At 71.8% G+C, this 26,292-nt stretch carries 21 protein-coding genes, 1 tRNA gene and 1 pseudogene; 10 read left to right on the top strand and 13 right to left on the bottom strand.

The window, feature by feature from the left end:
* Window positions 1-50: 50 nt before the first annotated feature.
* Together IF19_RS0113425 and nth are read right to left on the bottom strand one after the other, a co-directional pair.
* Window positions 51-812 carry an NUDIX hydrolase gene (locus IF19_RS0113425; RefSeq protein ID WP_030113369.1) on the bottom strand — a complete coding sequence of 254 codons (762 nt, stop codon included), beginning with the start codon at window positions 810-812 and terminating at the stop codon, window positions 51-53.
* Between the two features lie 108 nt (window positions 813-920).
* Window positions 921-1,892: an endonuclease III gene (nth, locus tag IF19_RS0113420; RefSeq protein WP_229321330.1), complete on the bottom strand. Its 972-nt coding sequence runs from the start codon at window positions 1,890-1,892 to the stop codon at window positions 921-923.
* Window positions 1,893-2,262: 370 nt separating this feature from the next.
* On the opposite strand from nth, the gene IF19_RS0113415 reads away from it, so the two are divergent.
* A complete protein-coding gene (locus tag IF19_RS0113415; RefSeq protein WP_003967450.1) occupies window positions 2,263-2,937 on the top strand; it encodes a Crp/Fnr family transcriptional regulator in 675 nt (224 codons plus the stop codon).
* 126 nt (window positions 2,938-3,063) lie between these two features.
* Here the strand turns inward: IF19_RS0113415 and IF19_RS0113410 are convergent, their stop codons facing one another.
* The 4 genes from IF19_RS0113410 to sp36 form a co-directional block, all read right to left on the bottom strand.
* Window positions 3,064-3,894, bottom strand: a complete 831-nt coding sequence (locus tag IF19_RS0113410) for an MBL fold metallo-hydrolase (RefSeq protein WP_030113371.1) — start codon at window positions 3,892-3,894, stop codon at window positions 3,064-3,066.
* Window positions 3,891-4,823: an NUDIX hydrolase gene (locus tag IF19_RS0113405; protein WP_030276311.1), complete on the bottom strand. Its 933-nt coding sequence runs from the start codon at window positions 4,821-4,823 to the stop codon at window positions 3,891-3,893. The genes IF19_RS0113410 and IF19_RS0113405 overlap by 4 nt, the downstream gene beginning before the upstream one ends.
* Window positions 4,824-5,086: 263 nt before the next feature.
* A complete protein-coding gene (locus IF19_RS0113400) occupies window positions 5,087-5,557 on the bottom strand; it encodes a RidA family protein (RefSeq protein ID WP_030113373.1) in 471 nt (156 codons plus the stop codon).
* Window positions 5,557-5,715 carry a Sp36 family protein gene (sp36, locus tag IF19_RS1000000136985; protein WP_003967454.1) on the bottom strand — a complete coding sequence of 53 codons (159 nt, stop codon included), beginning with the start codon at window positions 5,713-5,715 and terminating at the stop codon, window positions 5,557-5,559. The genes IF19_RS0113400 and sp36 overlap by 1 nt, the downstream gene beginning before the upstream one ends.
* 72 nt (window positions 5,716-5,787) lie before the next feature.
* Here sp36 and bagA point away from each other — a divergent pair, with 72 nt between their 5' ends.
* Entirely contained in the window at window positions 5,788-6,762 is a 975-nt protein-coding gene (gene bagA, locus IF19_RS0113390; RefSeq protein ID WP_030113374.1) for an ATPase BagA, read from the top strand.
* The gene (gene bagB / locus IF19_RS0113385) at window positions 6,759-8,351 is read left to right on the top strand and encodes an ATPase BagB (RefSeq protein WP_078580537.1); all 1,593 of its coding nucleotides are present in this window, start codon (window positions 6,759-6,761) and stop codon (window positions 8,349-8,351) included. The genes bagA and bagB overlap by 4 nt, the downstream gene beginning before the upstream one ends.
* A 200-nt stretch (window positions 8,352-8,551) precedes the next feature.
* Here the strand turns inward: bagB and IF19_RS0113380 are convergent, their stop codons facing one another.
* Window positions 8,552-8,902: a WhiB family transcriptional regulator gene (locus IF19_RS0113380; protein ID WP_030113377.1), complete on the bottom strand. Its 351-nt coding sequence runs from the start codon at window positions 8,900-8,902 to the stop codon at window positions 8,552-8,554.
* A 682-nt stretch (window positions 8,903-9,584) separates the two neighbouring features.
* Here IF19_RS0113380 and IF19_RS0113370 point away from each other — a divergent pair.
* Window positions 9,585-11,840 carry a transglycosylase domain-containing protein gene (locus IF19_RS0113370; protein WP_030113378.1) on the top strand — a complete coding sequence of 752 codons (2,256 nt, stop codon included), beginning with the start codon at window positions 9,585-9,587 and terminating at the stop codon, window positions 11,838-11,840.
* Between the two features lie 402 nt (window positions 11,841-12,242).
* On the opposite strand, the gene IF19_RS0113365 is transcribed toward IF19_RS0113370, so the two are convergent.
* Window positions 12,243-12,707, bottom strand: a complete 465-nt coding sequence (locus IF19_RS0113365) for a GatB/YqeY domain-containing protein (protein ID WP_030113379.1) — start codon at window positions 12,705-12,707, stop codon at window positions 12,243-12,245.
* A gap of 80 nt (window positions 12,708-12,787) precedes the next feature.
* On the opposite strand from IF19_RS0113365, the gene IF19_RS0113360 reads away from it, so the two are divergent.
* The 3 genes from IF19_RS0113360 (at window position 12,788) to IF19_RS0113350 (ending at window position 15,568) form a co-directional block, all read left to right on the top strand.
* Entirely contained in the window at window positions 12,788-13,726 is a 939-nt protein-coding gene (locus IF19_RS0113360; RefSeq protein ID WP_030113380.1) for a metallophosphoesterase, read from the top strand.
* A 137-nt stretch (window positions 13,727-13,863) separates the two neighbouring features.
* A tRNA-Pro gene (locus tag IF19_RS0113355) sits at window positions 13,864-13,937 on the top strand.
* A gap of 230 nt (window positions 13,938-14,167) precedes the next feature.
* A complete protein-coding gene (locus IF19_RS0113350) occupies window positions 14,168-15,568 on the top strand; it encodes an MGMT family protein (protein WP_030113381.1) in 1,401 nt (466 codons plus the stop codon).
* Window positions 15,569-15,610: 42 nt separating this feature from the next.
* Here IF19_RS0113350 and metG read toward each other — a convergent pair whose 3' ends face one another.
* Entirely contained in the window at window positions 15,611-17,332 is a 1,722-nt protein-coding gene (gene metG, locus IF19_RS0113345) for a methionine--tRNA ligase (protein ID WP_030113382.1), read from the bottom strand.
* A 552-nt stretch (window positions 17,333-17,884) separates the two neighbouring features.
* Here metG and IF19_RS0113340 point away from each other — a divergent pair.
* Complete coding sequence (locus IF19_RS0113340; RefSeq protein WP_030113383.1) at window positions 17,885-18,691, top strand: SGNH/GDSL hydrolase family protein; 807 nt, start codon at window positions 17,885-17,887, stop codon at window positions 18,689-18,691.
* A gap of 54 nt (window positions 18,692-18,745) precedes the next feature.
* On the opposite strand, the gene IF19_RS0113335 is transcribed toward IF19_RS0113340, so the two are convergent.
* Together IF19_RS0113335 and IF19_RS0113330 are read right to left on the bottom strand one after the other, a co-directional pair.
* A complete protein-coding gene (locus IF19_RS0113335; RefSeq protein ID WP_170757246.1) occupies window positions 18,746-19,177 on the bottom strand; it encodes a nuclear transport factor 2 family protein in 432 nt (143 codons plus the stop codon).
* A 78-nt stretch (window positions 19,178-19,255) separates the two neighbouring features.
* Window positions 19,256-20,098, bottom strand: a complete 843-nt coding sequence (locus IF19_RS0113330) for a class I SAM-dependent methyltransferase (RefSeq protein ID WP_030113385.1) — start codon at window positions 20,096-20,098, stop codon at window positions 19,256-19,258.
* A gap of 140 nt (window positions 20,099-20,238) precedes the next feature.
* Between IF19_RS0113330 and IF19_RS0113325 the strand changes: the two genes are divergently transcribed.
* A complete protein-coding gene (locus tag IF19_RS0113325; RefSeq protein ID WP_030113386.1) occupies window positions 20,239-22,065 on the top strand; it encodes a S9 family peptidase in 1,827 nt (608 codons plus the stop codon).
* A 173-nt stretch (window positions 22,066-22,238) separates the two neighbouring features.
* Window positions 22,239-23,096 (top strand): annotated as a pseudogene (locus tag IF19_RS0113320) (SURF1 family protein); the annotation flags it as partial.
* 753 nt (window positions 23,097-23,849) lie between these two features.
* On the opposite strand, the gene IF19_RS0113315 reads toward IF19_RS0113320, so the two are convergent.
* Window positions 23,850-25,424: a hypothetical protein gene (locus IF19_RS0113315; protein WP_030113388.1), complete on the bottom strand. Its 1,575-nt coding sequence runs from the start codon at window positions 25,422-25,424 to the stop codon at window positions 23,850-23,852.
* 155 nt (window positions 25,425-25,579) lie between these two features.
* Window positions 25,580-26,242: a SigE family RNA polymerase sigma factor gene (locus IF19_RS0113310; RefSeq protein WP_078580534.1), complete on the bottom strand. Its 663-nt coding sequence runs from the start codon at window positions 26,240-26,242 to the stop codon at window positions 25,580-25,582.
* Window positions 26,243-26,292: the final 50 nt, after the last annotated feature.

The following is a 26,292-nucleotide window of genomic DNA, read 5'->3' as shown; positions in this document are numbered from 1 at the left end:
GGACGGGGTCCGGACCGGGCCCGGAGCAGCGCAGCAGGACAGCCAGCGTGTCATGAGCGCCAGTCGAGCGGCACCTGTCTGGACCTGTCCCAGGGGCGTTCCCAGCCCGCGTAGTGGACGATGCGGTCGATCACTCCGGCGGTGAAGCCCCAGACGAGCGCCGATTCGACCAGGAACGCCGGGCCGCTGTGCCCGCTCGGGTGGACGGCCGTGGCCCGGTTGGCCGGGTCCGTGAGATCCGCCACGGGGACCGTGAAAACCCGGGCCGTCTCGGCCGGATCGACGGCCCCGATCGGACTGGGCGTACGCCACCAGCCGAGCACGGGCGTCACGACGAAGCTGCTGACGGGGATGTAGAGCCGGGGCAGCACGCCGAAGATCTGCACGCCCCGGGGGTCGAGTCCGGTCTCCTCCTCGGCCTCGCGCAGCGCCGCGCGCAGCGGACCGGTGGTCGCCTGGTCGCCGTCCTCGGGGTCCAGCGCGCCGCCCGGGAAGGACGGTTGCCCGGCGTGGGAGCGCAGGGTCCCCGCACGCTCCATGAGCAGCAGCTCCGGCCCGCGCTCCCCCTCCCCGAACAGGACCAGGACGGCGGACTGCCGGCCCGCCCCGCTCTCGGGCGGCAGGAAGCGGCTGAGCTGCTGCGGACGGACGGTGCGCGCGGCGTCGGCGACGGGGGCGAGCCACGCGGGCAGGCCCTCGGTCGTGACGGCTGCGGGCACGTCGCTGACGCGTCCGTCGCCGTCCGCGCGGACGGGCCCTTCCGCCGGGCCGCTCCCGGCCCGCGTCGTGCCGTGTGTGTGCGTGTGCGTCATAGGCACCCCCGTCGATTCACAACGCGTGTCATCGGCCATTTCGTTCCGGGCCGTTCCGCCCTGAGGAGTGAACATCCGCCGCCGGGGGCGCCGGCCTCTCCCCTCCCCTCACCCGGCCCCCAGCGCGGGCGCGGGCTTGCCCGGGTAGTCGGCGGGCGGGCTGAGCCGCTGGCCCGGCTGACCGCCCATCTCGTACTTCAGGAGCTTCCGGGCCTTCTCCGGATCGGTCTCGCCCTCCCCGTACGACGGGCAGAGCGGGGCGATGGGGCAGGCCCCGCAGGCGGGCTTGCGGGCGTGGCAGACGCGGCGGCCGTGGAAGATGACGCGGTGCGAGAGCATGGTCCACTCGCTCTTCGGGAAGATGTCCGCGACCACCGCCTCGACCTTCACCGGGTCCTCCTCGTCCGTCCATTTCCAGCGCCGCACCAAGCGGCCGAAGTGCGTGTCGACGGTGATGCCGGGGACGCCGAAGGCGTTGCCGAGGACGACGTTGGCGGTCTTGCGGCCGACGCCGGGCAGCTTGACGAGATCGTCGAGACGGCCGGGAACCTCGCCGCCGAACTCGTCCCGCAGGGCGGCCGAGAGGCCCAGCAGCGACTTGGTCTTGGCCCGGAAGAAGCCCGTCGGCCGGATCAGCTCCTCCATCTCCTCCGGCACGGCCGCCGCCATGTCCTCGGGCGTCGGGTAGGCGGCGAACAGCGCGGGAGTGGTCTGGTTGACCCTGAGGTCGGTGGTCTGGGCGGAGAGGACCGTGGCGCAGAGGAGCTCGAAGGGGTTGCGGAAGTCGAGCTCGGGGTGGGCGTACGGATAGACCTCGGCGAGCTCGCGGTTGATCCGGCGCGCCCGGCGGACCATCGCGAGGTGCGACTCGGGCTTGGCGGACGCCTTGGCACGGCCACCGGCCCTGGCGGGGCCGCCCGCCTTGGCCGAGCTGCCGGTCCTGGCCGAGCCACCGGTCTTGGCGGGACCTCGGGTCTTGGCCGGGCCGCCGGTCCCGGCGGGGGCCTTCGCTCCGGTCGCGGCAGCCTTGGCGGCGGGTTTGCCGGTGGTGCCGGACGAACCGGACTTCGACGATGACACTGCGGACCTCCTGGCCGTCTTCCGGAGCGGCTTATCCGGCTCTCCGGAGGAATCCTGTGCCCCTTCCGGGGAGCCATTCGCGGCAATCCTCGGGCGCGGCCGGGTCTGTTCGCCCACAGCGGAACCGGGGCCCTCCGGAGCCACGTCGGCCCTCTCGGCCCGTGTACTCCGCGGCATTCTGGACACCCGGCCAGCCTAGAGCCAGGCACGGACAACCACGGCTGTCCTGGTGTTTCCGCCCCCGATCGGACCCCTGCCGTAGGTTCCGCCCCGCCCGTGCGTCAAACTGGTTTGTGATTGATCGCACTGTTTTACCGTCCGGCATGATGGGGACCACGGTTTCCGGAACAGGCCGACAAGGAGAGAACTCGTGGACGACGTTCTGCGGCGCGCCCCGCTTTTCGCGGCGCTCGATGACGAGCAGGCCGCGGAGCTCCGCGCCTCGATGAGTGAGGTGACCCTCGCCCGCGGAGACGCGCTGTTCCACGAGGGCGACCAGGGTGACCGCCTGTACGTGGTCACCGAGGGCAAGGTGAAGCTCCACCGCACCTCGCCCGACGGGCGCGAGAACATGCTGGCCGTGCTCGGCCCCGGCGAGCTGATCGGCGAGCTGTCGCTCTTCGACCCGGGCCCCCGTACGGCGACCGCCTCCGCGCTGACCGAGGTCAAGCTGCTCGGCCTCGGCCACGGCGACCTGCAGCCCTGGCTGAACGCCCGGCCCGAGGTGGCCACCGCCCTGCTGCGCGCGGTCGCCCGGCGCCTGCGCAAGACCAACGACCAGATGTCCGACCTGGTCTTCTCCGACGTGCCCGGCCGTGTCGCCCGCGCCCTCCTGGACCTGTCGCGCCGCTTCGGCGTGCAGTCCGAGGAAGGCATCCACGTCGTGCACGACCTCACCCAGGAGGAGCTGGCCCAGCTGGTCGGCGCCTCCCGCGAGACGGTCAACAAGGCGCTGGCGGACTTCGCGGGCCGCGGCTGGCTCCGTCTGGAGGCCCGTGCGGTCATCCTGCTGGACGTGGAGCGGCTGGCGAAGCGTTCGCGCTGACCCCCGGTCCCCGCGGTATCCGCAGCGGTGCGCGTGATGTGAGACCCGACGGGAGGGCCCCGCCGACCGGAGTACGTACCGTACGTCCGTCGGCGGGGCCCTCCCCGTTCCACGCCCGGGGCGCTTCTAGATGAGCCCGTGTCCGGCGAGGTACTCCAGCTGTGCCCGTACCGACAGTTCGGCGGCCGGCCACAGGGAGCGGTCCACGTCGGCGTAGACCGCCGCCACCACCTCCGACGGCGTACGGTGCCCGGCCTCCACCGCCGTCTCCACCTGGGCCAGCCGGTGCGCGCGGTGGGCCAGGTAGAACTCCACCGCCCCCTGCGCGTCCTCCAGGACCGGCCCGTGGCCCGGCAGCACCGTGTGGACGCCGTCGTCGACGGTCAGCGAGCGCAGCCGCCGCAGCGAGTCCAGGTAGTCGCCGAGCCGCCCGTCCGGGTGCGCGACCACCGTCGTACCGCGCCCGAGGATCGTGTCGCCCGTCAGCACCGCCCGGTCGGCGGGCAGATGGAACGAGAGCGAGTCCGCGGTGTGCCCCGGCGTCGGCACCACCCGCAGCTCCAGGCCGCCCGTCGTGATCACGTCACCCGCCGCCAGGCCCTCGTCGCCCAGCCGGAGCGCCGCGTCCAGGGCCCGCACCTTCGTCCCCGTCAGCTCCGCGAACCGGCCTGCGCCCTCCGCGTGGTCGGGGTGCCCGTGGGTGAGCAGCGTCAGCCCCACGCGCCGCCCGCCCCGCTCCACCGCGTCGATCACGGCCCTCAGGTGTACGTCGTCGAGCGGCCCGGGATCGATCACGACGGCGAAGGCGGAGTCGGGCTCGGCCACGATCCAGGTGTTCGTGCCGTCCAGCGTCATCGCGGACGGGTTGGGCGCGAGGACGTTGACCGTACGGGCGGTCGCGGGACCGGAGTGGACGGTTCCGCGCGGCTGTCCGGGCAGCGCTGCCGCATCGGTCATGCCCCACCACCCCCGGCGCCCGCGGCGGGCACGTGCTTGGTGAACTCGTCGTGACCCGGCCAGCTCAGCACGAGCTCGTCGCCCTCCAGCCGGGCCTGGGCCAGGACCGGCGTCATGTCCTGGTCCTCGGCGGCCCCGAGCGCCTCGGCGGCCGTCCCGTACGGCGTGAGGGCCCGCAGCGTGGTCACGGTGGGCGGCATCATCAGCAGCTCGCCCGCGTCGTAGCGGCGGGCGGCCTCGGCGGGGGCGATCCACTCCGTACGGTCGGCCTCGGTGGATACGTCCCGGGTGCGCTGCCCCTCGGGGAGCGCGGCGACGAAGAACCAGGTGTCGTACCGGCGCGGTTCGAACTCCGGGGTGATCCACCGCGCCCAGGCGCCCAGCAGGTCCGAGCGCAGCACCAGACCGCGCCGATCCAAGAACTCGGCGAACGACAGGTCCCGGGCGACCAGCGCCTCCCGGTCGGCCTCCCAGTCGTCCCCGGTCGTGTCGCCGACGACGGACCCGGCGGTCGGCCCGGCGAGCAGGACGCCCGCCTCCTCGAACGTCTCGCGCACCGCCGCGCAGACGACGGCCTGCGCCTCGGTGACCGTCGCCACGCCGAGCCGGGCGGCCCACTGCTCCAACGGGGGCCCGGCCCACCCGATCAGCCGGTCGTCGTCGCGCGGATCGACCCCGCCACCCGGATAGGCGTACGCGCCTCCGGCGAACGCCATGGAGGTCCGCCGCCGCAGCATGTGCACGAGGGGGCCGGTCACACCGCCGGTCACATCGCCCGGCACACCGCCTGCCGCGCCGCTCTCCGTGCCCGGGTCGCGCAGCAGCATCACGGTGGCGGCCCGCCGAGGGGCGGCGGCCGTCAGCTCACCGGCGGCGAGGGCCCTGATCCGGTCGGGCCATTCCGGGGGGTACCACTGACCTTGGGACATGGCCGGAGGCTATCCGGAACCGCGCCGATGTTCGAGAGTCTCCCGGAACGTCACAGCGCCCCGACATGCCCCGTACACACGCGATCCCGCCCGGTCGCGGGACCGGGCGGGATCGGAAGGGCTGGACGGCGGAGGCCGCACGGACAGCAGGCCGCGGGGACGGGAAAGCCGTGTGAAGGCGGTCGTACGGGCGGGGAGGCTCCTCGACCGCGGTGACCGCCGACGCCTCGTCCAGGCTCCCGCAGCCGTGCGGCCGGAAGGGCTCAGCCCTCGACGAGCTCCACCTGGACCTCGACCTCGACCGGGGCGTCCAGCGGCAGCACGGCGACGCCCACGGCGCTCCGGGCGTGCACGCCCTTGTCGCCCAGGACCTCGCCCAGCAGCTCGCTGGCTCCGTTGATCACGGCGGGCTGGCCGGTGAAGTCGGAGGCCGAGGCGACGAAGCCCACGACCTTCACGACGCGCTTGATCCGGTCCAGGTCGCCGGCGACCGACTTCACGGCGGCCAGGGCGTTGAGCGCGCACGTCTTCGCGAGCTCCTTCGCCTCGTCCGGCGTGACCTCGGCGCCGACCTTGCCGGTGACGGCGAGCTTGCCGTCCACCATCGGGAGCTGGCCCGAGGTGTACACGTACACCCCGGACCGCACGGCCGGCTGGTACGAGGCCAGCGGCGGTACGACGGCGGGCAGGGTCAGGCCCAGTTCGGCGAGGCGCGATTCGACGGCGCCCGCCACTACGCCTTCTCCCGCTTCAGGTAGGCCACGAGCTGCTCGGGGTTGTTCGGGCCGGGAACGACCTGGACCAGCTCCCAGCCGTCCTCGCCCCAGGTGTCCAGAATCTGCTTGGTCGCGTGCACGAGAAGGGGCACGGTCGCGTATTCCCACTTGGTCATGGGCCCGACTGTAACGCCTGGCACGTACGGTCCCGTGCGTAGGCCGGGGCCTGACTGGTTAGGCTCGAATACGTGAGCAGGTTCCAGGTCGTCAGCGGCAAGGGCGGTACCGGTAAGACCACGGTCGCCGCCGCCCTCGCGCTCGCCCTCGCGACCGAGGGCAGGCGCACCCTCCTCGTCGAGGTCGAGGGCAGGCAGGGCATCGCCCAGCTCTTCGGTTCCGACGCGCTTCCCTACGAGGAGCGCAAGATCGCCGTCGCGCCGGGCGGTGGCGAGGTGTACGCGCTGGCGATCGACGCCGAGCTCGCGCTCCTCGACTACCTCCAGATGTTCTACAGGCTCGGCGGCGCCGGCCGGGCCCTCAAGAAGCTCGGCGCGATCGACTTCGCCACCACCATCGCGCCCGGTGTGCGGGACGTGCTGCTGACCGGCAAGGCGTGCGAAGCCGTACGCCGCAAGGACAAGCAGGGCCGGTTCGTCTACGACCACGTGATCATGGACGCCCCGCCGACCGGCCGGATCACCCGCTTCCTCAACGTCAACGACGAGGTGGCCGGGCTGGCGAAGATCGGCCCGATACACAACCAGGCGCAGGCGGTGATGCGGGTCCTGAAGTCGCCGCAGACCGCGGTCCACCTGGTCACGCTCCTGGAGGAGATGCCGGTCCAGGAGACCGCGGACGGCATCGCCGAGCTGCGCGCCGCCGAACTGCCCGTGGGCAGCGTCTTCGTGAACATGGTCCGCCCGCATCTGCTGGACGAGGACGCCCTGCGCACCGCCGCCGGCGGCCGCCGCAAGGAGATCGCCAAGGCGCTGACCCGGGCCGGAGTGACCGGTTCCGCCGCTCTCGTACGCCCCCTGGTCGAGCAGGCGGCCGAGCACGCCGAGCGGGTCGGTCTGGAGCGGGAGCAGCGCGCGGTCCTGGCCGGGCTGGGCCTGCCGACGGCCGAGCTGCCCCTGATGGGCGACGGGGTGGACCTCGCCGCGCTGCACGACCTGGCCACGGAGCTCCGCAAGCAGGGCGCGGGGCAGGAGGGGGACGCATGAGCGCGGACACGTCGGGCGCGGGGACGGGAACGACCACGGACAGGGACGAGGACAGAGACAGGGACGCGGCTACGGCTTACGGAGCGGGCCCTTCCGGTAAGGCCGCGGGCCACGGCACGGCCCCGGACACCGGCACCTCCCTCGACGTCGACGCGCTGCTGGACGACCCGGGCATCCGGATCGTCGTCTGCTGCGGCTCCGGCGGGGTCGGCAAGACCACGACGGCCGCCGCCCTCGGTGTACGGGCCGCCGAGCGCGGCCGGAAGGCCGTCGTCCTCACCATCGACCCGGCCCGCCGGCTCGCCCAGTCCATGGGCATCGACCAGCTGGACAACGTCCCCCGGCAGGTCGACGGCATCACGGGCGAGGGCGAACTGCACGCGATGATGCTCGACATGAAGCGGACCTTCGACGAGACCGTCGAGGCGCACGCGGACGCCGAGCGGGCGAAGGCCATCCTGGAGAACCCCTTCTACCAGTCCCTGTCGGCCGGGTTCGCCGGTACGCAGGAGTACATGGCGATGGAGAAACTCGGGCAGCTGCGGGCGCGCGACGAGTGGGACCTGATCATCGTCGACACCCCGCCCTCGCGCTCCGCGCTGGATTTCCTGGACGCGCCGAAGCGGCTGGGGTCCTTCCTGGACGGCAAGTTCATCCGCTTGCTGATGGCGCCGGCGAAGGTGGGCGGCCGGGCCGGGATGAAGTTCCTGAACGTCGGCATGTCGATGATGAGCGGCACGCTCGGAAAGCTGCTGGGCGGTCAGTTCCTGCGGGACGTCCAGACGTTCGTCGCCGCGATGGACACCATGTTCGGCGGCTTCCGCAGCCGCGCGGACGCCACGTACAAGCTGCTCCAGGCGCCCGGCACGGCCTTCCTCGTGGTGGCGACGCCGGAGCGGGACGCGCTGCGCGAGGCCGCCTACTTCGTGGAGCGGCTGGCCGCCGAGGACATGCCGCTGGCGGGTCTGGTCCTCAACCGCGTGCACGGCAGCGAGGCCGCGCGGCTCTCGGCGGAGCAGGCGTTGACGGCCGCGGAAAATCTTGACGACGCCCGCATTGTGGATCAGGAGGCCGGGAAAGCTGGCCTTGGTGACCGGGAAGCCCCCGACCCGGCCCTCACCGCATCCGGACCGACCGAGCCGCCCCTCTCCCCCGAGGCCGCCGGGCAGGCGTCCGGGCCCGAGCCCGCAGCCGACCACCAGGACACGACAGACGCAACGACGACGGACGCGCCCGACACGGTGGGCGGCGCGAGCGATGAACCCCACGACAACGACGGCGTACCGGACGCGTCCGACGTGACCGAGGCCGCGCCCGGAGCGGATGAGCCGACGTCCGGCACGGACGCGGCGGCCGAGGTCATCGGCATCGAGGAACTGACGGCGGGTCTGCTGCGCCTGCACGCCGAGCGTATGCAGGTCGTCGCCCGCGAGGAACGCACCCGCGACCAGTTCACCGCGCTCCACCCCGAGGTGGCGGTGACGGCCGTGGCGGCGCTGCCCGGCGACGTACACGATCTGGACGGCCTCCGGGCCATCGGCCACCGTCTCGCGGGCGGTTCCGCACCGGCCCCGGCCGGAGCGGCGTAACGGCCAACGGCCCGCCCGGACATGGACGGCGCTCCGGCGCGCCCTGGCATGGACGGGGCCCGGCGCGCCGTCGGTGCGCGGCCCGCGTGCGGACCGGACTCGGCGGCGGCGCCCGCGCCTACCCGTATCCGTGCTCTTCCCGGCGGTCCGCCGCTCGCCGACGGTCCGCGCCCACCCGTGCTCCCGTCGGCAGCCTGCGCCTACCCCGCCGCGGCGTACGTCTCGTGCAGCTCCTCGTCCTCCAGCCCGATGACTCCGGGCAGGATGCCGGTCGACCGCTCGTACTCGCTGCGCGCGGTCTCCAGCAGTCGGCGCCAGGACGTGACGGTCGGCCGGCGGCGCAGCAGCGCACGGCGTTCCCGCTCCGTCATGCCGCCCCACACGCCGAACTCGACGCGATTGTCCAGCGCGTCGGCCAGGCACTCGGTCCGCACCGGGCATCCGGTGCACACCGCCTTGGCTCTGTTCTGCGCTGCCCCTTGTACGAACAGTTCATCCGGATCGGTAGTGCGGCAGGCTGCCTGCGCACTCCAGTCGGTTACCCAGCCCATGCCGGCGCCGTCCTCTCCCGAATCGAGGCTCCCCCACGGCGGCAGCGGCATATTCACCGCTGCCAGTCGTGGACGTTACGGAAGGCCGGGACAGCACAACACCCCCTTCGGGCCCAATCTTGAATGGTCCGAACGGACTATGCGTATGCGGCAGATCACCCAGGGGAGTGAGCGGAGGACATGCGCGACTATCCCTGCGAAAAATGGACAGTGCACATGAATCGCAAGGGACTTCTCCCGACATACAAGGCGATTTCGGGAGCGCCTCGTTGTCGGGATGAAGGGCGATGCGGTTGTTCATCGGTCAGACGAAGAATGACCAGAAGATGCGCATGGGGTGGCAGGGGACTTGCTACGCAACCGGACTGCTGTGACAGTTGAGAGCAGCTTAGGCCAACGCCTGCCCGCCTGTCCGGCGAATGGGAAGGTAGCCGCCGCACGCCCGCTTGCCCGCACGTCCGGCGCTTCCCGATGACGCGGGTGCGCGGAAGTGGTCGCAGAGGTGACCGTCGATTCCCCGGAACAGGTCAGGGCGAGACGGGCGAGAAGACCCCGCCGACAGACGGCCGACAGCGGGCCGATCGGCCGACCGGCCCACTCGGATGTCACGGTCTGGTACGCGAACGCTCCGATGGGCCCTTGCTCCTACGAAACGTTCATCACAACTGGTTAGGCTGCCCCCATGCCAAAAAAGCGCTCGGGCGGGGGTCTCACCACGACCCAGCAGGCCGCCAAGTTCCTCGGTGTCGCCGCGCTCTCCGGAGCTGTACTGGCAGGCATCGCGCTGCCAGCAGCCGGAGCGCTGGGGCTCGCCGCGAAGGGGACGGTCGAAGGCTTCGACGAGATCCCCTCCAACCTCAAGACTCCGCCGCTCAGCCAGCGGACCACGATCCAGGACCGCGACGGCGGCACCATCGCCACGGTGTACTCCCGGGACCGCACGGTCGTCCCGCTCAAGGAGATCTCGCCGTACATGCAGTCCGCGATCATCGCGATCGAGGACTCCCGCTTCTACGAGCACGGCGCGGTGGACCTCAAGGGCATCCTGCGCGCGATGAACCGGAACGTACAGGCGGGCGGGACCGCGCAGGGCGCGTCGACCCTCACCCAGCAGTACGTGAAGAACGTCTTCGTCGAGGAGGCGGGCGACGACCCGGAGAAGGTCGCTGAGGCCACGCAGCAGACGCTCGGCCGCAAGGTCCGCGAGCTGAAGTACGCGATCCAGGTCGAGGAGGAGCTCGGCAAGAAGAAGATCCTGGAGAACTACCTCAACATCACGTTCTTCGGGCAGCAGGCGTACGGCATCGAGGCCGCGTCCCAGCGCTACTTCTCCAAGCACGCCAAGGACCTCAAGCTGGAAGAGGCCGCGCTGCTCGCCGGCATCGTCCAGTCGCCGAGCCGCTACGACCCCGTCAACGACACGGAGGAGGCGACCAAGCGCCGCAACACCGTGCTGGCGCGGATGGCCGCGGTCGACAGCATTTCCCAGGCCGAGGCCGACAAGGCCATGGAGACGCCCATCAAGCTGAAGGTGTCCCGCCCGAAGAACGGCTGCATCACCGCCGTCAGCGGCTCCGGCTTCTTCTGCGACTACGTACGCAAGACGATCCTCACCGACCCCGTGTTCGGCAAGACCGAGGAGGACCGGGCCAAGCTCTGGAACCTCGGCGGTCTGACCATCCGGACCACGCTGGACCCGCGCGCCCAGCAGGCGGCGAACGAGGCGGCCACCGCGAAGGTCAACAAGGACGACAAGTTCGCGGCGTCCGTGGTGCAGGTCCAGCCGGGCAGCGGCAAGATCCTCTCGATGGGCCAGTCCCGCCCGTACGGCCTGGACCAGAAGCAGAACGAGACCGTGCTGAACCTCTCCGTCAGCAACAAGATGGGCGGCAGCACCTACGGCTTCCAGGTCGGCTCGACGTTCAAGCCGTTCACCGCCGCGGCGGCGCTGGAGAAGGGCATCGGCCCGGAGACGTCGTTCTCCTCGGACTGGAAGATGACGCTGGAGGAGCGCGACTTCCGAAACTGTTCCGGCGCCCCGGCGGGCCACGCGCCCTGGAAGCTCCAGAACGAGCTGGAGTCCGAGAAGGGCAGCTGGGACATGACCAGCGCGCTCGGCAAGTCCATCAACACCTACTTCGCGATGCTGGAGCAGAAGGCCGGCCTCTGCGAGACCGTCGAGATGGCCAAGAAACTCGGCTACGAACGCGGTGACGGCAAGAAGATCGGGGAGTACCCCTCGATCACCCTCGGCGGCGAGGTGAGCACCCCGCTCTCCATGGCCGGCGCGTACGCCGCGTTCGCCAACCGGGGCACCTACTGCACGCCGGTCGCCATCGCGTCCATCAAGGACCCGCAGGGCAAGAAGCTCCGGGTGCCGAAGACGTCCTGCTCGCGGGCGATGAGCGAGAAGACCGCGGACACCATCAACCAGATGCTCAAGGGCGTGGTGGAGGACGGCACCGGTACGCAGGCCGGACTCAGCGACCGGGACAACGCGGGCAAGACCGGTACGACGAACGACCGCAAGGACGCCTGGTTCGTCGGGTACACCCCGAACCTCTCCACCGCGGTGTGGGTCGGCGACGACATCGGCGAGAAGAGCTCGATGTTCGGCGTCACCATCGGTGGCCAGTACTACGACAAGGTCTGCGGCGGCTGCCTGCCCGGCCCGATCTGGCGCATCGCGATGACCGGGGCGCTGGACGCCTCCGAGACCCCCGGGTTCAACACCGTCTCCGTGCCTCGCGGCAAGGAGAAGGGGGACGGGGAGAAGGGCGACCGGGACCGCGGCCGCGGCAACGAGGACGGGGATGGTGACGGGGACGGGGGCCGCGAGGACCGCAAGCCCGGCGGCGGCAACCGGTTCCCCGACATCCAGCTCCCGGACGGCATGATCGGCGGCCCGGGCCGGGGCGGCGGCCGCGAGGGCCCCTGACCGGCGGGGAAGCACGGAAGCGGAAAGGGGTGGGCGCCCCGGTCGTGACGGACCGGGGCGCCCACCCCTTTGCTGTGCCCGGGTCGGCGCGCTTCCCGCTTGCTGTGCCCTGCGGCTCCGGCGCGTTTTCCGTTCGGTGTGCCGGGTCGGCGCGCTTCCCCGTAGCCGCTCGGCTGGGACGCTTCCCCGTGCCCGCTCGGCGGCTCCGGCGCGCTTTCCGTTCGCTGTGCCGGGTCGGCGCGCTTCCCCGTGCCCGCTCGACTGGGACGCTTCCCCATGCCCGCTCGGCCGTGGGCCCACGGTGTGCTCGCTCGGCCGGGGCCCAGCTCGGCCGGGGCTCAGCCCGACCGGAGCTCAGCTCGGCCGAGGCTCGCGGCGTCGGCCGGGGCCCGCAGTGTCGGCTCAGCCGGCGAGGCGCTGCTTCACCGCGGCGGCGACCCGGCCGCCCTCGGCGAGCCCGGCGACCTTGAGGTTGACGATCTTCATGACGGCGCCCATCGCACGCGGCCCCTCGGCCCCGGCGGCCTTCGCCTCCTCGACGGCGGACGCCACGATCGCGTGCAGCTCGTCGTCGGTGAGCTGCTTGGGGAGGTAACCGTCGAGGATCTGGCCCTCCGCCTTCTCCCGCTCGGCCTGCTCGGTCCGACCGCCCTGGGCGAACGCCTCCGCCGCCTCTCGGCGCTTCTTCGCCTCCTTGGCGATCACCTTCTGCACCTCGTCGTCGGAGAGCTCGCGCGCCGACGTGCCGCTGACCTCTTCCTTCGTGATCGCGGTGAGGGTGAGCCGAAGGGTGGACGAGGTCAGCTCGTCGCGCGCCTTCATGGCGGCGTGGAGGTCTTCCTTGAGCTTGGACTTGAGCGTGGTCATGCCGTGATTGTGACAGGTACGGGCCCGGTGCCGCCCACCGGTTTTCCGGGCGGCCCGGCCCGGTCTGCGACGATGGACACATGCGCGCACGCTACGGAGTACCCCTGAAAGTCACGGCAGTCGGCGCGGCGGTGGGCGCCGCCGGACTGGCCTACGCCGCCGGGTTCGAGGCCCGCTCGTTCCGCCTGCGACGGATCACCGTCCCGGTGCTCCCGCATGGGGCACGCCCGCTGCGCGTGCTCCAGGTCTCCGACATCCACATGGTGAGCGGTCAGCGCAAGAAGCGCGCGTGGCTGCAGTCGCTCGCCGGGCTGCGCCCCGACTTCGTGGTGAACACCGGCGACAACCTCTCGGACCCGGACGCGGTGCCGGAGCTGCTCGACGCCCTGGGCCCGCTGATGGAGTTCCCGGGGGTGTACGTCTTCGGTTCCAACGACTACTACGGCCCGAAGCTGCGCAACCCGGCCCGCTATCTGCTGGAGAAGGTCCAGGGCAAGCACGGCCTGAACGGCAACGCCCCCGCGGTCGGCGTCGTCCACAACCCGTGGGAGCCGATGCGCGACGCCTTCGACGAGGCGGGCTGGCTGAACCTGACGAACACCCGGGGCCGACTGAAGCTCGACGGCATGGAACTGGCCTTCACCGGCTTGGACGACCCGCACATCAAGCGGGACCGGTACGCCGAGGTCGAGGGCGGCCCCGAGTCCGGCGCCGACCTCTCCATCGGCGTGGTCCACGCCCCGTACCTGCGCTCCCTGGACGCCTTCACCGCCGACGGCTACCCCCTGATCCTGGCGGGCCACACGCACGGCGGCCAGCTGTGCATCCCCTTCTACGGAGCCCTGGTCACCAACTGCGACCTGGACACGGACCGGGTGAAGGGCCTGTCGAGCCACACGGTCGGCGACCGCCGCGCCTACCTCCACGTCTCCGCGGGCTGCGGCACCAACCGCTACACCCCGGTCCGCTTCGCCTGCCCCCCGGAGGCGACCCTGCTGACCCTGGCACCGAAGACCTGAGCCCCGCCGGCCGGCCCGGCGGCCGATCTCCCGTCGGCCCCCGGCACCGGGCGGACGCGAGCCCAGAAGAAAGCGGATTTCGCCTCCGGCGACAGGTGGGCTAGAGTTATCGATGTCGCCGGGAGTCCGGTGGACATCGGGGTGTAGCGCAGCTTGGCAGCGCGCTTCGTTCGGGACGAAGAGGTCGTGGGTTCAAATCCCGCCACCCCGACAGCCGAAATACCAGGTCAGGGGCCTGATCCACTTAGTGGATCAGGCCCCTGAGCGGTTTCCGGGGCGGCTTGGGAGCCGTTTGGGAGCCGATCTCGGAATCCGGCTCCCCGTTGGCTCCCGAAGCAGTTCGGCGTTTCGACGATTCGGCGAGATAGCCCTCGTAGAGGGACCCCGCCCGCGTACGCTCTGGGCGTCCGACGCACCGCGCCGGGCGCACGAGGGGGCATCGTGGATCATCTCTTCACCGTGGACGGCCGGACGGCCACGCCGATATCGCGCACCGGGCTCGCCGCCGAGAGCCTGCTGGAGCGGCAGCACCTCCAGGAATGGGTGATCGCCCATCCCCAGGTGCTCGGGGAGTCAGTGCTCGTGATCACCGCGGAGTACGACCGGTGGGCCGACACCGACGGAGTGCCGGCCCGCGACCGGCTGGACGTGCTCGGGTTGGATGCGACAGGGCGCCTCGTCGTGGTCGAGCTGAAGCGGGGGACAGCCGACCGGGACGTGCACCTCCAGGCGATCACCTACGCCGCCCTGGTGTCCCGCTTCGACCTCGACACCCTCACCCAGGCACACCGCGACTTCCTGTCGCGCAGGGGGCAGACCCTCGACATCGGCGCGTGCAGGCAGCGGCTGCTCGACCACGTAGACGGGGAGTGGAGCCCGGCGTTGCTTCAGCGGCCCCGGCAGGTGATCATCGCCGCCGACTTCCCCAAGCAGGTCACCCACTCCGTAGTCTGGCTTTCGGAGATGGGCATCGACATCGACCTCGTCCAGGTCGGCCTGTGGCGGGTGGAAGGGCATATCGTCGCCGGGTTCACCAAGGTCTATCCGACCCCGGAGGTCGAGGAGTTCACGCTCACCCCGACCCGGGTCGAAGGCGAGGCGGCGGCCAAGAAGCTGCAGGAACGCTCGCGTTCACGCAACGCCGTCCACGTGCTTGTCGGCGCGGGCCTGTTGCCTGATGGGACGAGGCTGCTAATGACACCGCGCCACGGTGTGACGGAAGCGATCCGCGCCGAGATCCGGGCGTGGGTGGCGCAGGACACCGGCCGGGCAGCCGCCACCTGGACCAATGACACCGCCAAGCCACTGGTCTGGGACGCGGACGGAGCCTCCTACTCCCCTACCGGGCTGGCCAACCACATCTTTACGAGCGTGACCGGACGCACCGCCGACGGCATACAGGGAACGACGTGGTGGGACGTGGACACCGCCCATGTGCCCGCCGACGTCGACCCCGACGCATGGGCCACGCTGGCAGGGTCCGACCTCACCGGGCTGGCCAGGCAGCTCAGCGGCACTCGCAAGGACTGGACCGGGCTGCACACTCTGCTGAGCGGTGTCCCGGCTGGGCGATGGACCACCTACGGCGACCTGGCGGCGGCGGTCGGGAGCCATGCCGTCCCCATAGGTCAGCACCTCGGCACCTGCGGTCGATGCCCCAACCCCTGGCGCGTCCTCACGGCCGCCGGGAAGGTCAGCCCCGGCTTCCAGTGGCCCGACCCCTCGCGTACGGACACCGCCGCATCCCTCCTGATCAGGGAAGGCGTGCGCTTCGATGGGGACACCGCCGACCCGGACCAGCGCCTGCGCCAGGACGAGCTCCGACACCTCCTCGACGGCTGAGAGCCCTTCGAAGCCCTCAGCCCATCGTGACCGGTCCCTGGCTCAGGCGTCAGCGCCGCCGAAGCGCTCGCGGTAGGACTCCAGGTCCTCCTCCGTGATCTTTGCGAAGAGCACCGGCGGCACGGTGAACGGCGTGCCGGCCGGGACAGCGTCCAGGGACTTCGTCTGCTCGGCGGTCACCCAGGTCGCGGTGTCGTTCTCCAGGGCGAAGGCCCCGCGCATGGCGGCGGCCGAGGCCGGGATGAACGGCTCGGAGACGACCGAGTAGAGGTGGATGAGGTTCATCGCCGTGCGCAGGGTCAGGGCCGCGCCGTCCGGGTCGGTCTTGATCTCCAGCCAGGGGGCCTTCTCCTCCAGGTAGGAGTTGCCCGCCGACCACAGGGCACGCAGCGCGGCGCCGGCCTTGCGGTACTGGAGAGCGTCCATGTGCTCCTCGTACTCGGCCAGCAGCCGCACGATCTCCTCGCCGAGCTTCGTCTCCGCCTCGTCGGCCGCCGCGCCTGCGGGGACCTCGTCGCCGAAGCGCTTGCGGGAGAAGGACAGGACGCGGTTGACGAAGTTGCCGAGGGTGTCGGCCAGGTCCTTGTTGACCGTGGCGGCGAAGTGCTCCCAGGTGAAGGAGGAGTCGTCGGACTCGGGGGCATTGGCGATCAGGAAGTAGCGCCAGTAGTCGGCCGGGAGTGTCTCCAGCGCGGCGTCGGTGAAGATGCCCCGCTTCTGGGAGGTGGAGAACTTGCCGCCGTAGTACGTCAGCCAGTTGAAGCCCTTGACGACGTCGACCTTCTTCCACGGTTCGCGCACGCCCAGCTCGGTGGCGGGGAACATCACCGTGTGGAACGGGACGTTGTCCTTCGCCATGAACTGGGTGTAGCGGACGGTGTCGTCGGCCTCGTACCACCAGGACTTCCAGTCGCGCGTCTCACCGTCCGGGGCGGCGTCCGCCCACTCCTTCGTCGCGCCGATGTACTCGATCGGGGCGTCGAACCAGACGTAGAAGACCTTGCCCTCGGCCGCCAGCTCCGGCCAGGTGTCCGCCGGGACCGGCACGCCCCAGTCCAGGTCGCGGGTGATCGCCCGGTCGTGCAGGCCCTCGGTCAGCCACTTGCGGGCGATGGAGGACGACAGTTGCGGCCAGTCGGCCTCGTGCCGGGCCACCCATGCCTCGACCTCGTGCTGGAGCTTCGACTGGAGCAGGAAGAGGTGCTTGGTCTCCCGGATCTCGAGTTCCGTGGAGCCGCTGATCGCCGAGCGCGGGTCCAGCAGGTCGGTCGGGTCGAGGACCCGGGTGCAGTTCTCGCACTGGTCGCCGCGCGCCTTGTCGTAGCCACAGTGCGGACAGGTGCCCTCGACATAGCGGTCGGGGAGGAAGCGGCCGTCGACCGGGGAGTACACCTGGCTGATCGCCCGCTCCTCGATGAAGCCGTTCTTCCACAGCTTGCGCGCGAAGTGCTGCGTGATCTCGACGTTCTGGTGCGAGGAGCTGCGGCCGAAGTGGTCGAAGGCCAGCTCGAAACCGTCGTAGACGGCCTTCTGCGCGTTGTGGGCCTGCGCGCAGAACTCCGCCACCGACGTGCCGGCCGCCTTGGCCGCCAGCTCGGCCGGCGTCCCGTGCTCGTCGGTCGCGCAGATGTACAGGACGTCGTGGCCGCGCAGGCGGAGGTACCGGGAGTACACGTCCGCCGGAAGCATCGACCCGACCATGTTGCCCAGGTGCTTGATCCCGTTGATGTAGGGAAGCGCGCTGGTTACCAGGTGTCGAGCCATCCTCGGATGCTCCTCTTCGTACGTGTACGGGGCCGGTGGCCGTGCCGTGACGGGGCCGGTCGGTGGTGTGCGGTCGTCGGCAGCCTTGTATGGGCGTGCAACCGCGGAATGCGGCAATCGTAGGGCACCTCCCCCCTGCGGCGGCGAGCCGTTTACCCTCCGTCACCCGTGGGCCCGTGGGCTGCGTCGCCGTTCCCGCGCCCCGCCCCTCCTTCCTTTCGCCGTCGCGCGGCACGAGTTGAGCCGTTCGGATGAATCCGGCGTCCACCGTCGCAGGCCGCGCTCCCCCGTCCGGGTCGCGATACGCGGCTACCGACCCGCGCCGATACCCACGGGATTTTCTCGAACTTGCCTGCATGGTAACGCAGTTGAGGGTTTATCTACGCGCGGAGCCCGGGGCACCGAACGATCATTCGGGCATATCAGACGACTTCTCGCAGGGGCATTACCCGCTGGTACCGCGAGCTGCTAGAAACTGCATCGCTCCCCCCAACTCCCCTTCCCCTCACGGCTCGCCCCCTCATCCCCCCACACCTCGAAGGGCCTGCAGCCATGTCCGTACGCAGAATCCGGGCTTCCCTCATCACCTTCGCCCTGGCCGCGGCAGCCGCTCTCGGCGTCGCCGGGCCGGCCGCCGCGAACGACTCCGCCGCAGCGGGCGGCTATGTCGCGCTCGGCGACTCCTACTCCTCGGGCGTCGGCGCCGGGGACTACCTGTCCGACAGCGGTGACTGCCGGCGCAGCACCAACGCCTACCCCTACCTGTGGCAGGCGGCGAACTCCCCGGCCTCCTTCGACTTCGTCGCCTGCTCGGGAGCGACGACCTCGTCCGTGGCGAGCAGCCAGCTCGGCGTGCTCAACGGGTCCACCTCGCTGGTCAGCGTCACCGCCGGAGGCAACGACGTCGGGTTCGCCGACGTCATGCAGGACTGCGTCCTCGGCAGCGAGGCCGCCTGCATCAGCAGCGTCGACAGCGCCGTGACGCAGATGAACAACTCCCTGCCCGGCAGCCTCGACGCGCTCTACGACGGCATTCGGGCCCGCGCCCCGCAGGCCCAGGTCGTGGTCCTCGGCTACCCCCGCTTCTACCAGCTGTCCGGCAGCTGCGTCGCCGGGCTCACCGAGGCCGAACGGGCCGCGATCAACAACGCCTCGGACGTGCTGAACGGCGTCATCGCCAAGCGGTCCGCCGACGCCGGGTTCACCTTCTCCAGCGTGGTGGACGAGTTCACCGGGCATGAGCTCTGCTCGGGCGACGCCTGGCTGCACAGCGTCACGGTCCCGGTCTACAACTCGTACCACCCCAAGGCGGCAGGGCAGTCGGGCGGATACCTGCCCGCCTTCCGCTCGGCGGTGTAGCACCGAGCACACGCGAAGAGGGCGGTTCACCGGGCGACCGGTGGGCCGCCTTCGTCAGTAGCGCTCCACCAGGTGCTCCCGGCCGGCCGGCGGCTCGTACGACTCGGGCCAGAAGTCCGTCACCCCGGTGATCAGCCCGTTCTCATCGAATGTGAAGAAATGGATGGCGTCCAAGTCCGCCGCCTCCTCTTCCTCCTGTTCTCCCGTCACGGTGAATCCCGTCCTGGCGGCGGCCTGGAGGCCCTCGGCGTCGGCGACGATCCGCTCGACCCGGACGTGCCAGTCACCCGGATACTCCCGGTTGAAGCGCACGTACCGGTCCCTGCCGCTGATCCGCTCCCGTGTCTGCGGCAGTTCGTACACCACGCCCTCGGCCAGAGTCGCTCCGAACGCGTCCCAGTCGCGCGCCTCGGCCGCCGCCCAGTACGCCTCCACCGCCCCGCGCAGCGCCGCCGTCGTCGCCCCCGGGGCGCTGCTTCCCGTCATCTCGGTCATGGGGACGAGTGTGGCCCCCACCACTGACAATCGGCGGGCGGAGCGCGGCGGGCCGGGCCCCGCCCTCGCCTATCTCCCCGGCTCCGCAGGCCGTGACGCCTTGATCGAGTACATCAGCGGGATGCGGGGACGGCCCGCCGGATAGCGGTAGTGGCCGTCCGGGTGGCGCTCCAGCGCATCGAACCGCTGGAAGAGCGAGGAATCGTGCTCGTGGAGGAACTCGATCCGCAGGCCGGCGGCGGCGAGCGCGGTGACCACCCGGCCCACCGGATGCTGCCACTCGACGCTCCGGTTGTGGACCGTCGGCGCGTCGAAGTCGGCGTACGTGCCCGGCGTCTCGTCCACCCAGGCGTCACGGCTGAAATAGTCGTCGGTGACCACGGAGCCGGTCTTGGCGTCCATCGTGTCGGTCAGCGGATGGAACTCCGCGAGGTAGAGGAAGCCGCCCGGAGCGACCAGCGAGGCGGCTGTCTCGGCCCAACGGTCGATGTCCGGAAGCCAGTTCAGCGCACCGAGGCCCGTGTAGACGATGTCGTAGGCGGAGTCGGGAACGGCGGACGGGGCGTCGTACACGTCGGCGGTGACGAATGCCGCGCGGTCCGGGCCCAGCCCCAGCTCGTCCGCCAGGGATCGGGCGGTCTCCACGGCGGGCTCCGAGAAGTCGAGGCCCACGACCTGCCTCGCGCCGTGTCTCGCCCAAGACAGGGTGTCCATGCCAATGTGGCACTGGAGGTGCAGCAGCGTCCTGCCCGTCACGTCGCCGACCTCGGCCAGCTCGAAGGCGCGCAGCGCGTCCCGGCCCGACCGGAACGCGTCCAGGTCGTAGAAGTCACTCGCCACGTGGATCGGCACACGCTCGTCCCAGCGCGCACGGTTGGCATCGCGCCAGTCGTCAGGAGTCGGGGAGTACATGGGTCGAAGCTACCCACGGGGTCGGAGAACGGGCCACCGGTTATCCACAGGCGTGGGATATCAGCTGACCGGTGACGGGGAGGGCCGAGAGGTTATCCACAGGTCCCCCGCACAGCCGACCGATCGGGTTGGATGGAGGCATGAGCGAATCACAGAACGCCTCGACCACGCCGGAGTGGGAGCAGCGGTTCCGCGCGCCCCGGGTGTCCCTGCCCGACTGGGCCGAGGAGGCCCCCGACCGCTCGCTCTTCGTGTCGAACGCCACCGGGACCTATGAGCTGTACGCGTGGGACCGCGCGAGCGGGCACCAACGCCAGGTGACCGACCGGCCCAACGGGACCACGGACGGGGTGCTGACGCCGGACGGGGAGGCGATCTGGTGGTTCAGCGACACCGACGGCGACGAGTTCGGGGTCTGGATGCGCCAGCCGTTCCACGGCGGGGAGGACGAGCCGGCCGTGCCGGGGCTGGCCCCTTCCTACCCGGCGGGTCTGGCTCTCGGGCGGGACGGTTCGGCGGTGATCGGACGCTCGACGGACGAGGACGGCACGACGGTCCACCTGGTACGCGAGCCGGGCGGCGCACCCGTGGAGATCTACCGCCACCGGGAGTCCGCCGGGGTCGGGGACCTCTCCCACGACTCCACCCTGATCGCACTGGAGCACACCGAGCACGGTGACGCGATGCACTCCGCGCTGCGGGTGGTGCGCCCGGACGGTTCCACGGTGGCCGAGCTGGACGACACCGAGGGCGGCACAAAGGAGCTGGGTCTCACCGTGCTGGGATTCGCCCCGGTGGCCGGCGACACCCGGCTCCTCGTCGGACACCAGCGGCGGGGGCGCTGGGAGCCGATGATCTGGGACCCGGTCGCGGGCACGGAGACCGCGCTGCCGGTCGACCTGCCGGGCGACGTGGGGGCCGAGTGGTATCCGGACGGCTCCGCACTGCTCATCGAGCACGAGTTCGAGGCCCGCAGTGAGCTGTGGCGGTACGAGCCGGGGGCCGCGGAACCGGTCCGCGTGGAGACCCCCGCCGGTACGGTGTCGAGCGCCACGGCCCGCCCGGACGGCACGGTGGAGTACCTGTGGTCGTCAGCCGCCCAGCCGCCGGTCGTACGGTCCACGAGCGGCGCGGTGGTCCTGGACCCGCCCGGCGCGAAGGCCCCGCCGTCCGTGCCCGTGGAGGACGTGTGGGTGGACGGGCCGGGCGGCCGCATCCACGCCCTCGTGCAGCGGCCGCCGTCCGGAGAGGGACCGTTCCCCACGGTCTTCGAGATCCACGGCGGGCCGACCTGGCACGACAGCGATGCCTTCGCCTCCGGCCCGGCCGCCTGGGTGGATCACGGTTTCGCGGTCGTGCGGGTCAACTACCGGGGGTCCACCGGGTACGGCCGCGCCTGGACGGACGCGTTGAAGCACCGCGTCGGCCTGATCGAGCTGGAGGACATCGCGGCCGTACGGGAGTGGTCGGTGGCGTCCGGACTCGCGGACCCGGAGCGGCTGGTCCTGGCGGGCGGCTCGTGGGGCGGCTATCTCACCCTGCTCGGGCTCGGCACCCAGCCGGACTCCTGGGCGCTGGGGCTGGCCGCTGTGCCGGTCGCGGACTACGTCACGGCCTACCACGACGAGATGGAGGCCCTGAAGGCGATGGACCGCACGCTGCTGGGCGGTACGCCGGAGGAGGTTCCCGAGCGCTTCGAGGCATCGTCCCCGCTGACGTACGTCGACGCGGTACGGGCTCCGGTCTACATCTCGGCGGGCGTCAACGATCCTCGCTGCCCCATCCGTCAGGTGGAGAACTACGTGGACCGGCTGGCGGCGCGTGACGCGGTCCACGAGGTGTACCGGTACGACGCGGGGCACGGTTCGCTCGTGGTGGAGGAGCGGATCAAGCAGGTGCGGCTGGAGCTGGAGTTCGCCCTGAAGCACCTGGGAGGGGGCGCGGTGGCCGGTACGGCGGGGCGCTGACCCCGCGGGGCCCGCACCCCGGGCCCTGAGCCCGGGCGGCGGCGTGGGGCCTCGGAGACCGGGCGCGGGGATCGTTCGGCGGGGCGTCGGCCCCGGGCGGGGGATGCGTAAGAGGCGGATAAAGGGCGGACCCCGCTCCGGGTGGGCGGTGCGGGGAACCGTACCTTGGAGGGGTGTACCGGTTCCTGCTGACCCCGCGATGGTGGGGGATCAACCTCTTCGTCGTGCTGGCCATCCCGTTCTGCGTGTTCATGGGCACCTGGCAGCTCGGCCGCTTCGAGGACCGCGTGCAGTCGCACGAGCAGGCGGAGAAGCAGCCCGACCCCAGCACCCGGGCCGCCAAGCCGCTGGACGAGCTGCTGCCCGTCGACAAGGTGACGTCGGGCCGCCCGGCGGTCGCCACCGGCACGTACGCCGACCAGTTCCTGGTCCCCGGCCGTGAACTGGACGACCGCCAGGGCTTCTACGTCCTGAACATGCTGCGTACGGACAGCGGCAAGGCTCTGCCGGTGGTACGGGGCTGGCTGCCCGGATCCGCGAGCGACGCCAAGGTGCCCGCAGCACCTCGGGGCGAGGTCACGGTGACCGGCGACCTCCAGGCATCCGAGAACGCCCGCAGCAAGGGGGTCGACGTCCGGGGCGGGCTCCCCGGGGGGCAGCTCGGCATGATCAGCGCCGCGACCTTGGTGAACCTCGTGCCGTACGACGTCTACGACGCCTGGGTGACCCTCCCGAAGCCCGAGGCGGGTGGTACGGGCGGGGCGATGAAGCCGGTGCCGGCGGCGGCTCCGGAGGGCAGCGGGCTCGACCTGAAGGCGTTCCAGAACCTGGGGTACACGGGCGAGTGGTTCGTCTTCGCGGGGTTCGTGCTCTTCATGTGGTTCCGGCTGGTGCGGAGGGAGGCCGAGGCCGCGCGTGACGTCGCGCTCGGCCTCGTCCCGGACGGGGCCGAAGCCGGGTCGGAGGAGTCAGGGGCCGGGGCGGCCGGGGCGGAGGAGTCGAGCGGGGCGGCCGGGCCGGAAGGCTCGGAGACCGGGGCAGACAGGCTGGAAGCCGGAGCGGGGGGCTCCGAGGCGGGGTCGGACGGCGCGGATGTCGGCCCGGTGGGCTCGGAGGCCCCGGCCGGCTCGCGGGACCCGGTGGGCTCGCAGACCCCGGCCGGCTCGCAGGACGCGGTGGGCTCGCAGGGTTCAGGGGTCGCCGGAGACGTGCGGGCCGCGGAAGCCGGCTCGGGCCGCTGACTCGCCCGTAAGCCGGCTCGAGGTCTGGCCTTCGAGGGCTGACGCGCGTCGGCTCACCTCCTGACCGCACCCTGCCGCGGGGCGGCGCAATGATCCGTCGAGAGGCCCGGCCGACCGGTGGGCCCAGTGCGCCTTGGTCGAGACTCGGCGGCCCGCTCGGTCCGCGTGGGGCGATGGGCCGTGTCGCCTGACCGGTGTGCCCTGGCAGCGCCGGGTGGTCCGCCCCGTCCGTGCCGAGTGGTTCGGCACGTCTGTACCCGGTCGTGCACCCCGCCTGTGCCCGTTGGTCCGGCACGTCCGTACTCGGTGGTCCGGCACGTCCGTACCCGGGCGATGGGCCGCGTCCGGGCCGACCGGTGCACCCCGGCCGTGCCGGGTGATCCGGCCCGCCCGTACCCGGCTGTCCGGTCCGACCCGTTCCGTACCCGGTCGTGCGTGGCCTCCCCGGACCCTGCGGTCCGGCGCGTCCGGGCCCGGCGGTGTGCCCCGGCCGTGTCCGGTGGTCCGGCCGGCATGCCCGTGTCGGGTGGTGGCTGGGGGTGGTCAGGACGTGGCGAGGACGCCTGTGCGGTAGATGGTGCCCGAGCAGGCGTTGGGGATCTTCGTCTCCGCCGTGGGAGCGCCCGCCTCCGGGGTGTGTGTCACGGCGATGCTGCCCTCCGCCGTACCGCCGCCCTCGGTCAGCGACTGGGCCGCCGTGCCGGACTGGTCCGTACCGTCGCCGACCGAGCCGCCCGCGCCGTCCGCCGACGGGGTCGGGCTCGGGGACGGGCCCGCTGTGGGACAGGTGTCGGCCGGCACCCAGGCGAAGCGCACCTCGTACGCCATGGTCGGCTTCAGCACCACCGTGCCCGGCTCCTGCGAGGGATCGGGCAGGCCGGGGGCCGCGTCGCCCGCCGCGTGCTGGACCACGCCGATTTTGAGCGGGTCCGCCGCGCCGAGGGCGGTGAAGCCCACCGTGCCGTTGCTGCTGACGGTGCAGTCCTTGCCGGACACATTGGCGATCTTGAAGCTGCCGTAGACCGTGCCGTCGGCCCCGGGGGCGCCCGTTCCGGCGGAGGCCACGCCGAGCTGGCCCGGGTCGCAGACCGGAAGCATCGCGTAGTCCACGGCGGAGGGGTCGGGCTGCTTCGCCGTCGCCGTACCGTCGGGGTCGCCGCCCTCGCCCTTGGTGGGGCTGGGGTCCGGGTCGGCCTCGCCGGTGACGCCCTCGCTCCGGCGGTCGGTGGGCTCCGCGGTCTGCAGGTCGGGGGCGTCGGGGGCGGCCCCGTCGCCGTTGCCGCCCTGGGCCTGCTCGCCGTGCCCGGCGATGGCGGGCCGTGCGGTGGACGCGTCGTTCGAGGTCGCGACGTGGACGAAGGCGGGGACGGCGGTACCGATCAGCAACGCCGCCGCGGCCGTTCCCACGACGGCCTGCCGCCGCCTGGCCCGGCGGGCGGGGACCGCACGGTGGAGATGGTCGAGGACTCCGTCGGCGGGCCTGAGATCCCGTACCGCGCCCTGCAGCATGCCGCGCAGGGCGACCTCGTCCAGTTCACGGGGGGCGGCAGAGGGGCCGGTGCTCTGCTCGGCCGCGAAGATGCTGGTCAGGGTGGCGAGGAGGGCGTCCTCGCCGTCGCCACCGGCGGGCGCACCCGGCTTCGGGTCTTCCGCGCCGGCAGTCGGGGCCGTACCCGGGACCGGCTTCCGGTCTGCCTTGTCAGCGCTCGGGACCGGCTTCCGGTCTTCCGCGCCGACGGTAGGGACCGCGCTCGGGGCCGTCTTGCGGTCCTCCGTGCTCGGGCCCGCGCTCGAATCTTCCGCGCCCGTGTTCGGGGCCGGATCTTCCGCGCCCGGCTGCGGGGCTTCCGCGCCAGCGGTCGGGACCGGCTTCCGGGCCTCCGTGTCGGTGGGCGTGCCCGGGTGCTGGTGTTCGGCGTCCTCGGCGGGTGCGGGGCGTGCGGCCGGACCGCGTTCCTCGGGGTCCTCCTCGTCGGGCTCTCCCGGGCCGTCCACCGCGTCTCCGACCGGGCGGGCGGGCGATTCCGGTTCCGGCGCCACGGCCGGGTCGGGTGCCGCGCTTCCCTCGTGCGGGTGGTCGGGATCGGTGTGCGGAGTCTTCTCCGGCCCGTGGTTCACAATTCCGTTTCCCGTCGGGTCGTTCTCGTGCCTGTGCTGCTCGGGGCTCTCAGAAGCGCCACGGCCCCCGGAGGCGACGTGCCGCTCGGAAGCACTGCGGCCCCCGGTGCTTCCGGAGCCCTCGGGATCCGGTCCGTGGCATCGCTCCGGCCCGGTCACGTCTGGGCCTCCATCACCACGCGCAGGGCCGCGATGCCCCGGGAACCGTACGCCTTCACCGACCCCAGCGAGATGCCCAGCACCTCGGCGACCTGCGCCTCCGTCATGTCCGCGAAGTAGCGCAGCACCAGCACCTCGCGCTGGCGACGCTGCAGCCCCTTCATGGCCTTGATCAGCGCGTCCCGCTCCAGCTGGTCGTACGCGCCCTCCTCCGCGCTCGCCATGTCCGGCATCGGCTTGGAGAGCAGCTTCAGCCCGAGGATGCGGCGGCGCAGGGCCGAACGCGACAGGTTGACGACGGTCTGGCGCAGGTACGCGAGGGTCTTCTCCGGTTCGCGCACCCGGGTGCGCGCGGAGTGGACGCGGATGAACGCCTCCTGCACCACGTCCTCGCAGGAAGCGGTGTCGTCCAGCAGCAGGGCAGCGAGGCCGAGCAGGGAGCGGTAGTGGGCGCGGTAGGTCTCGGTGAGATGGTCGACCGTGGTTCCGGCTGCCACCGCCTCCTCAGCACTCCCGCGCTGCGAGGGCAACGATGCCGGGCGTGCGGCGGGCATGGGCGCGATCACCGGCATGCCGCCGGGCGCGCGGGGCCGCCGGAGCGGACGCACCGAAGCGCCGCGCAACGGGCCCACCACTGTGATGTCGAGAACCTCTGCCACGCCAGTTGGACACGCTGCCCCCCGTCAGGGTTGTACGCGGACCACGCCAC

The sequence above is a fragment of the Streptomyces californicus genome (genome assembly GCF_000717645.1).
Taxonomy (GTDB): Bacteria; Actinomycetota; Actinomycetes; order Streptomycetales; family Streptomycetaceae; genus Streptomyces; species Streptomyces californicus.
Note: the sequence above shows the minus strand (reverse complement) of the source record. Positions and strands in the feature narration are given on the sequence as shown.

Excerpts from the sequence above, each read along its gene's own strand:
- IF19_RS0113405 (WP_030276311.1), bottom strand. The coding sequence starts at position 4,823 with ATGTCCCAAGGTCAGTGGTACCCCCCGGAATGGCCCGACCGGATCAGG.
- IF19_RS0113370 (WP_030113378.1), top strand. The coding sequence starts at position 9,585 with ATGCCAAAAAAGCGCTCGGGCGGGGGTCTCACCACGACCCAGCAGGCC.
- bagB (WP_078580537.1), top strand. The coding sequence starts at position 6,759 with ATGAGCGCGGACACGTCGGGCGCGGGGACGGGAACGACCACGGACAGG.
- metG (WP_030113382.1), bottom strand. The coding sequence starts at position 17,332 with ATGGCTCGACACCTGGTAACCAGCGCGCTTCCCTACATCAACGGGATC.
- IF19_RS0113330 (WP_030113385.1), bottom strand. The coding sequence starts at position 20,098 with ATGTACTCCCCGACTCCTGACGACTGGCGCGATGCCAACCGTGCGCGC.
- IF19_RS0113360 (WP_030113380.1), top strand. The coding sequence starts at position 12,788 with ATGCGCGCACGCTACGGAGTACCCCTGAAAGTCACGGCAGTCGGCGCG.
- sp36 (WP_003967454.1), bottom strand. The coding sequence starts at position 5,715 with ATGACCAAGTGGGAATACGCGACCGTGCCCCTTCTCGTGCACGCGACC.
- IF19_RS0113365 (WP_030113379.1), bottom strand. The coding sequence starts at position 12,707 with ATGACCACGCTCAAGTCCAAGCTCAAGGAAGACCTCCACGCCGCCATG.
- IF19_RS0113410 (WP_030113371.1), bottom strand. The coding sequence starts at position 3,894 with ATGACCGATGCGGCAGCGCTGCCCGGACAGCCGCGCGGAACCGTCCAC.
- IF19_RS0113335 (WP_170757246.1), bottom strand. The coding sequence starts at position 19,177 with ATGACGGGAAGCAGCGCCCCGGGGGCGACGACGGCGGCGCTGCGCGGG.
- IF19_RS0113325 (WP_030113386.1), top strand. The coding sequence starts at position 20,239 with ATGAGCGAATCACAGAACGCCTCGACCACGCCGGAGTGGGAGCAGCGG.
- IF19_RS0113340 (WP_030113383.1), top strand. The coding sequence starts at position 17,885 with ATGTCCGTACGCAGAATCCGGGCTTCCCTCATCACCTTCGCCCTGGCC.
- IF19_RS0113380 (WP_030113377.1), bottom strand. The coding sequence starts at position 8,902 with ATGGGCTGGGTAACCGACTGGAGTGCGCAGGCAGCCTGCCGCACTACC.
- IF19_RS0113425 (WP_030113369.1), bottom strand. The coding sequence starts at position 812 with ATGACGCACACGCACACACACGGCACGACGCGGGCCGGGAGCGGCCCG.